Genomic DNA, 7,334 nt, shown 5'->3' with positions numbered 1-7,334 from the left:
GCTCTCTTTGGTAATGGTTGTTTCAAGGCGCGGGTTCGGCACTGATTCGTGGCTTGCGAACGCGCATCGCGGCGGCGATGTAGACGGCAGCGAGAATGCTGAAAATGTAGGCCTGCACCATGCCCGTAAGCAGGCCGAGCAGGGTCATCAAAATCGGGAAAACGAATGGCGTGATGGTCAGCAGGATGGCAATGATCATCGAGCCGCTCATCATGTTGCCGAACAGGCGCACCGCCAGTGCCAGGGTGCGCGAGATTTCACTGATGATGTTGAACGGCAGCATGATCACCGTTGGCTCGATGTAGGACTTGAGGTAGCCGCCCAGGCCCTGGTCTTCGATGCCGAACAGCGGTACCGCCACCAGCACGCACAGCGCCAGCGCCGCCGTGGTCGACAGCGAACCGGTCGGCGGTTCATAGCCGGGAATGACGGTGCACAGCGCAGCGCTGGCAACAAACAGGAACAAGGTGCCAAGAAAGGGGAGGAATTTCCGCGCCTGGGGTAGGCCGACATCTTCAATCTGTTGTTCGATGCCAGTGACGACGATTTCAAGAAAGTTCTGCCAGCGCGAGCGTTTCAGCCCGGTGGAAAGCTTGCGTGTGATCAACAGGGAGCCGACGGTCAGCAGCAGCATCAGCCCCCAAGTGAACACGATAGTGCCATTGAGCTTGAAAAATCCGTGCTGCCAGAAAATGATCTCGTCCGGGCTAAGGCGCATGGCTCATCTCCTGTGTGCGGTGGTTTTCCCCTTTGACTGGTGGGCGAGTCAAGCGCACCGCGACGAAACGCACGACTACAAAGCCGAACAAACACGCCAGCAGCCGCTGCCAATCCGAGTGGCCGACCGCATAAAACCCCGCCAGCGCCAGGCTCATACGTAATAGCAGGCTGCCAAGGAACAGTAGCGCCGGTCGTCGCGACGAAACGGCTTTTTGTACCGTCCACCACAGGCCGCCGAAGAAAACCACGCCGAGTGCAAAACCTGCCATGCCCGCCAGCACCAATGCGAACAGGTCATTCATCGTCATCTTCCGCTTCCTCCCGCATCGCCTTGTCTTCCTTGTCTACCCAGTGCCAGGCATTCAGACAGCCGATCGCGAGCCCCGCCATCAACAAGGCCAGGGTCCAGGAATGCTGGCCTGGGTGGTGTTTGTCCACCCACAGTCCGAGTGCCGCACCGAGCAAGGTCGGTACGCTTACCGACCAGCCGACCAGGCCCATCATGCCCAGCCCGAACCAGGTGCCCGGCGCGGCGTTGCGCCGCGCCTTGAGCTTGCGCGCCGCCTTGGCGGCTATCTTGTCGGCGAAGGCTGAAGCGCTTTTCGATGCCTTGCCGGTGGGTTCGTCAATCATGGTGAAAGGCTGCGAAGCGGCGCAGAAATCCGCTTTCCAGTTTGGCCATGACCGTACGTACGCTCTGCTCCTGCTCGTCAATGGTCAGAAACTCCTTGTCGACCGCCGTGCGTAGTTGACCGAGATCCTTTCCGCCCAGTGCGCGGCGTACCGAAATCAGCACCTCCGCGCCGGCCTTGACCAGCACCCCTTCATCGACGGCGACAAAAATTTCATCACCGGCTTCGGTCTCATAGGTCAGGATTCCGGGCACCAGTACCGCCACGCAGTCGAGCCGCTGTGGCAGAAGCCCGAACGAACCCTCGCGCGTCTCCGCGACGATGCACGACACACCGGTCTTTTCGTCGAATACCTGGAACGGCAACAGAATCTTAAGATTCATCGGTGACTGCAGCTGTTTCGGGGGTTGCATCAGGCCTGGCCTCGGCGGCGGGTTTGGCGTCGACTTCCTTGGCGGCTTGCTCGGGGGGAGCCGTTCTCTTCGCTTCATCGATCTTGCCGATCATGTAAAACGCGCTTTCCGGGGTGTCCTTGAATTCATCGCGCAGGATGCGTTCGCAACCATCAAGCGCGTCCTTCAGGCTGACCAGTTTTCCTTTCAGATTGGTGAACTGTTCGGTCGTGAAAAAAGGCTGGGTCAGAAAGCGCTCGAGGCGGCGGGCACGAGCGACCACCTGGCGATCCTCCGGCGAAAGCTGTTCGAGGCCGAGCATCGCAATGATGTCCTTGAGTTCCGCATACTGCGCCAGCGTGTGGCGGATTTCCTGTGCCAGGGCATAGTGGCGCTCGCCGACGATGCCCGGCGTCGCCATGCGCGAACTGGACTGCAGCGGATCAATGGCAGGAAAAAGCCCTTCGCTGGCGCGCTTGCGCGAGAGCACGATGGAGGCGGAAAGATGGGCGAAGGTATGCACCGCCGCCGGATCGGTGAAATCGTCCGCCGGCACATACACCGCCTGGATCGAAGTGATGGCGCCGGTGTCGGTGTTGGCGATGCGCTCTTCCAGTCCGGCCAGTTCGGTACCCATGGTCGGCTGATAACCGAGACGGGACGGCATTTGCCCCATCAAACCGGATACTTCCATGCCGGCCTGGATAAAGCGAAAGATATTGTCGACCAGCAGCAGCACGTCGCGATGCTCATCGTCGCGGAAATATTCGGCCATGGTCAGCGCGGCATGGCCAACGCGAAAGCGGCTGCCCGGCGGTTCGTTCATCTGTCCAAAGACCATCACCATGTTCGGCAACACGCCTGCAGCTTTCATGTCACGGTAGAGCTCTTCGCCTTCGCGGCAGCGCTCGCCGATGCCGCAAAAAATGCTGACACCGTCGTGATGCCCGATCATGTTATGGATCATTTCCGTCAGCAATACGGTCTTGCCCACGCCCGCGCCGCCAAACAGGCCCGCCTTGCCGCCGCGCTCAAGCGGCATCAGGACGTCGATGACCTTGATGCCCGTCTCGAAAATTTCCGATTTGGTGGAGCGGCGGGCCAGCGGCGGCGGCGGCCGGTGTACCGAGCGCCACTCGACATCGGACAAGGCCCCTTGGCGATCAATGGCGTTGCCGAATACGTCAAACATACGCGAGAGAATCGTCTTGCCTACTGGCGCCAGCAGCGGCCCGCCCGTGTCTTCCACTGCCATGCCACGTGCCAGACCTTGTGTGGGTGTCAAGGCAATGCCGCGTACATGATGCGCATCACGCTGCGTCTGCACTTCGATCACGATCTGCTTGTCGTCCCCCGTGCGCAGCACGGAATGAATGGGCGGCAAACGTCCGTCGAAGCGTACATCCACAACGCTGCCACGCACCGACAGGACCCTGCCGACATTTGGAGGGAGGTTGCTAATTTTCATTTCTCATCCGCAAACCGGGAATGACCTGTGAAGCGCCTTGGCTTCCTCGTAGCAACGAACCATGTCGCTTGACGGACTCAGTACTCTGTTCGGCAGCGTACATAGCGTGTGAATATACTCCTCTCAGATCGGCGGCAAGAAAGAGTTGAGCGGGCGCACTGGCATCAAAATCGAGATCAACAACCCGTGCGCACCCCTGATCGCCAACGCAGTCATCCACGACAACTCGGCCATCCTGTCGCGGCTGCTGACGAAGATCGAGGTGCGCGGCAACGCCAGGACACTGGCGCTGATCACGCACATTTCGCCGGCAGCCTGGCGGCACATCCTGCTGCATGGGTACTGCACCTTCCTCATTAACGGCAAGGTGGTCGGCCTGGATGCGCCGGTGGCAGGGCTGGAGTTGGGGTGACGGAATTTTCGGCCGTTCCAGCTCACAAGCCCGGCCTCGACCAGTCGTGCATCGGCGGGATCGTCATCGACGAGAAGCGCGGTGGTCGGGAAATTGCTCATTGCCAAGGCCTCGACAGGCCGGACGACTTCATCGCCGGTCCGTCTCCGTGTCCGCCGCGGGGGCGAGCCGTGAACTCCCGTTCATGGCTCGCCTCGGGCGTCCTTAGCGGCCCGGAACGATGACCACGGTGTCGCCCGTTGTATTACCTTTCGCGCCCGTGCTGCCTCTCGCACCTGTACTACCGGTTGCGCCCGTGCTGCCGGTTGCTCCCGTGTCACCCGTCGCGCCGGTGTACCCGGTTGCGCCGGTGCCTCCCGTGGCGCCCGTGCCTCCCGTTGCGCCGGTATATCCGGTGCTCCCCGTTGCCCCCGTACCGCCGGTGGCGCCGGTGGCGCCTTGCGGGCCGGGCGGGCCAGCGGGGACCGTAAAGCAAGCGCTCAGCGCAAGTGTCATAAGGCTTACGACAGTCAGCTTTGAGTAATTCATGGCGATTCCTCTTGTGCGGTTTACGAGAAGCACTCACATCATGGTGAGCACTCCTCCGGAATTGATCAGTTTCCGTGGACATCAATCAGCGTCGGCAAATCAGGCCATCGCTGCTACGGCAGCGGATCAGTCGCCGCCTTGCGTGTATCTCTGCAAGGAGTACTCCAACTCTGCGCCTCACCGTTTGCGAGGACACTACGCGTGCTTTGCCGCCGGCTCTGTACGCTAGCGCGCATAGCGCCGTCCTCTCTCCGGTGGATGCCCGGGTACTGGGGTGCCGGGGTGGGTCTGAGCAAAACGCCAAAGACAAACGCGTTTCGTCCGGTCAGGCGACGCTGCGATCACCGCGTCAAGCATCAAGAATTGCGGCGTGCAATAGTCCGCCGCCGTATGGGGAGCTGCGATCTGTACGCCAGCGCACAGAGTCCTCGTTCCTTTCCGATTATGCTGACCACGGTGCTCGATTGCTCCAGCAAGCGCGAATCAAGTCGATCCACAGAGTGCCTGACCGCCTGCAAGCCGAATCCTTTCAAGCTTTTCAACCACAAGGAACCATTACCATGTCAAAAAGAGACGACTACATCGAGAAGATGAAACTGCAACTCGACGAACTGAATACCAAGATGAGCGAGGTGGAAGCCAAAGCGAAAGAAGCGAAGGCCGATGCGCGCGCGAAGTACGCGGAGGAAATGGGCAAACTGCGCCAGCAGTCCCAACAGGCTCTCACCAAGCTCGAAGAACTGAGAGTTGCCGGCGAAGACTCCTGGGACGGCATGGTTGCGGAAATGGAAAAGATTCGCGACGCCTTCGTTCATTCCTTCAAGTACTTCAAGTCGCAGCTCTAAGCTGAAGCCCACGACCGACGAGCGAAAACCCGTCTCGAGTCAGCGCGCGCGGCAACCGTGTCGCGCGCCACCTTTCGGCCGCTAGCCGAGGACGGACTCCAGGTCCCGCATCTTCTGATGTGCGCTTGGCGGAGTGGCAGCATGCAGCCCTCTGGTTGCCTCGAATGTCTGCAAGGCGTGCATCGAAACCCTGGCCGGCACAGGTAACAGCAGGCGCGATGGCCGGCGCAAGGTCCAATTTCACAAATGCACTGCGCTCGCGAACAGGACCTAGCCGCGCCATCGTCGCAAGCGCCCACAAAATTCTCAAAGCGGTCGCCCTGTTGGTCAGCAGACAGACGCACCAGCGGACGACCAGATTCCCCATCCGTGTGCTGGCAACTCGGTCGCCTCCGGTTTGGCCACTGCGTGCCCGGCGACCGGGACGAGCCCCGGCGGAATGGCGCACGGAACGGAGCGGTCATCCGTGTTCAACAGCGTGACCAGCAGGTGTTGCTGTGAGCGCACCTCGAACGCAATCGAGCGGTTACCCAGGTGCGTAACTTTGAGCGCGCCATCGACGAGCCATGGTCGAGCACGACGGACAGCAATCAATTCACGGTGCATTTGCCAGATGAGGAGACTGTCGCCGGCCAACTCGGCGGGCTGATACGGTAACGGACGCCGAATCTCCGCGTCGCCTCCCTCGCGATCGTACTTGGTACCCTCCGCTCCCTGCTCGTCGCCGGCGTAGACCGCCGGGATGCCAGGTAGCGTGAACAGGATCGCCAGCGCATGCGCCAGATGGCGTCGGTCGATCAGTTTGGTGGCAATCCGCGTCGTGTCGTGGTTCCCGACGAAATTCCACGGCACGAAATGCTGGCAGAAATCGCTGTGACGATCCAGCGCATGTGCCAATTCGTAGAAGTTGCGCTCGTTGAGGGAACTCCAAATGGCTTTCCATAGTTCGTATTGCGTCACAGAGGCCAGCCGTGACGCTTTGGCGATTGCTACGTAGTCGCCATGGATCACTTCGCCGACCAGTAGCAGATCCGGTCGCAGCGCACGCACGCGATTCTCAAAGGTCGCCAGGAAAGCCGCGGGGATCGCGTAAGCCGCGTCCAATCGTAGCGCGTCGACGCCACGATCCAGCCAATAACCGGCAACGTCCACGGCCCAGTCGAGAACCTGGCCATTGGCATGATTGAGTTTCACCAGCTGATCGTGACCCTCGAAGTTGGCGTAGCTGAAGCCGTCGTCTCCCTGGCGATCGAAATCGACGTGAAACCAATCCGACCGGGCAGATTCACGACCATGCGCCAATACGTCGACAAAGTAAGCATGGCCGCGTCCGACGTGGTGGAAAACGACATCGAGCCCCACTCGAAGAGATCGTTGGTGGCACTCGTCGATGAGGCGAACCAGGTCCATTTCGCTGCCCAGTCGGCGGTCGATGCGAAAAGGATCGACGACATCGTAGCCGTGTGATCCCGATTCGAAGACCGGGCCCAACAGCAGTCCCGTCACCCCGAGGTCGACGAGTTGGTCCAGCCAGCCCACCAGGTCTGCCAGGCGGTGGGAAATGGGGCCACCCACGGCACCAGGGGCAGGATTCTGATCGTCCGCGCCGAGAAAACCGAGCGGATAAAGGTGATACCAGATTTCACTGCGTTTCATGAGCTGCCGTTCCATGGTTGTTCCTGCATTTCGCATATGCACTGGTCAGCCTTGTCCCCGTTCAGCCTCCCCTTCAGGCTGCCAGATTGGCAAGTTGCGGCGCCAGCGTTTTTACACCGGCCGCGATTTGCGCGGGCGAAGCATACTCGCCAGGCCCATGCGAGACAACGCCGCTCGTCCCTGGAACCTGATTGCGGCCCGCACCGTCGATCTCGGGTGGATCGAGGGCAAATACTACGCTGCCGGGGAGGGAGTTGATCGCACCAGGATGGACCGCCAACTTACCAACGGTGGCCACCAGATTCCAATTGTGAAATCTGGAAATCAGGGGACAGGTGCGAATGGCACCAAGTCAAGCGGCTGTTGCACGACGAGTGTGTTCTTTCACGGTAGATCAATGTGCTTTAGTGTCTCAAGGTCATTGATTGGTCGCGGGCGCGCCCGCGACACGCCAGGGATGCACGCAGGTGATTAACGGCGATCTCCCAGTATTCAGGCGATTCGGGCGCGGCGCCCTTGTTGTCACTGGCATCGCTCAGGGCCTCCATCCACAAGGCCTCGGCTTTGTCGTCGCGAACTCCAGCTTTTCTGGCGACCCATGGCAGGATCATTGGGTAGCTCTGTCCCATTTCAGTCTCCTTGGTGCGCCGTCGTCAAGCGTGGTCAAACGCGTTGCCTTCG

General features: G+C 60.5%; 8 protein-coding genes and 1 pseudogene. 2 read left to right on the top strand and 7 right to left on the bottom strand.

The annotated features are described in order from the left end of the window. Nucleotides 1-22: 22 nt before the first annotated feature. From RUW20_RS12720 to atpD, 5 genes are read right to left on the bottom strand one after another with little or no spacing between them, the layout of a single operon-like run. Nucleotides 23-718 carry a F0F1 ATP synthase subunit A gene (locus RUW20_RS12720; protein ID WP_313952602.1) on the bottom strand — a complete coding sequence of 232 codons (696 nt, stop codon included), beginning with the start codon at nucleotides 716-718 and terminating at the stop codon, nucleotides 23-25. Beyond that, complete coding sequence (locus tag RUW20_RS12715) at nucleotides 708-1,022, bottom strand: ATP synthase subunit I (protein ID WP_313952601.1); 315 nt, start codon at nucleotides 1,020-1,022, stop codon at nucleotides 708-710. The genes RUW20_RS12720 and RUW20_RS12715 overlap by 11 nt, the downstream gene beginning before the upstream one ends. Then, entirely contained in the window at nucleotides 1,015-1,353 is a 339-nt protein-coding gene (locus RUW20_RS12710; protein WP_313952600.1) for an AtpZ/AtpI family protein, read from the bottom strand. Before RUW20_RS12710 ends, RUW20_RS12715 begins: the two co-directional genes overlap by 8 nt. Beyond that, nucleotides 1,346-1,735: a F0F1 ATP synthase subunit epsilon gene (locus tag RUW20_RS12705; RefSeq protein ID WP_313952599.1), complete on the bottom strand. Its 390-nt coding sequence runs from the start codon at nucleotides 1,733-1,735 to the stop codon at nucleotides 1,346-1,348. The genes RUW20_RS12710 and RUW20_RS12705 overlap by 8 nt, the downstream gene beginning before the upstream one ends. Then, complete coding sequence (gene atpD, locus RUW20_RS12700; RefSeq protein ID WP_313952598.1) at nucleotides 1,725-3,212, bottom strand: F0F1 ATP synthase subunit beta; 1,488 nt, start codon at nucleotides 3,210-3,212, stop codon at nucleotides 1,725-1,727. The genes RUW20_RS12705 and atpD overlap by 11 nt, the downstream gene beginning before the upstream one ends. Before the next feature lie 121 nt (nucleotides 3,213-3,333). On the opposite strand from atpD, the pseudogene RUW20_RS12695 reads away from it, so the two are divergent. Both RUW20_RS12695 and RUW20_RS12690 read left to right on the top strand, forming a co-directional pair. After that, nucleotides 3,334-3,624: pseudogene (locus RUW20_RS12695) on the top strand (Tn3 family transposase); the annotation flags it as partial. 1,088 nt (nucleotides 3,625-4,712) lie between these two features. Next, nucleotides 4,713-4,997, top strand: coding sequence for a hypothetical protein (locus RUW20_RS12690; protein ID WP_313952597.1), 285 nt, complete (start codon nucleotides 4,713-4,715; stop codon nucleotides 4,995-4,997). Between the two features lie 327 nt (nucleotides 4,998-5,324). Here RUW20_RS12690 and RUW20_RS12685 read toward each other — a convergent pair whose 3' ends face one another. Both RUW20_RS12685 and RUW20_RS12680 read right to left on the bottom strand, forming a co-directional pair. Further along, nucleotides 5,325-6,668 carry an alpha-amylase family glycosyl hydrolase gene (locus tag RUW20_RS12685; protein WP_313952596.1) on the bottom strand — a complete coding sequence of 448 codons (1,344 nt, stop codon included), beginning with the start codon at nucleotides 6,666-6,668 and terminating at the stop codon, nucleotides 5,325-5,327. Nucleotides 6,669-7,057: 389 nt separating this feature from the next. Beyond that, the gene (locus RUW20_RS12680; protein WP_313952595.1) at nucleotides 7,058-7,282 is read right to left on the bottom strand and encodes a hypothetical protein; all 225 of its coding nucleotides are present in this window, start codon (nucleotides 7,280-7,282) and stop codon (nucleotides 7,058-7,060) included. Nucleotides 7,283-7,334: the final 52 nt, after the last annotated feature.

The organism is Accumulibacter sp. (assembly GCF_032229525.1).
GTDB lineage: Bacteria > Pseudomonadota > Gammaproteobacteria > Burkholderiales > Rhodocyclaceae > Accumulibacter.
The sequence above is the reverse complement of the archived record's forward strand: the minus strand, read 5'-3'. Positions and strand labels throughout refer to the sequence as shown.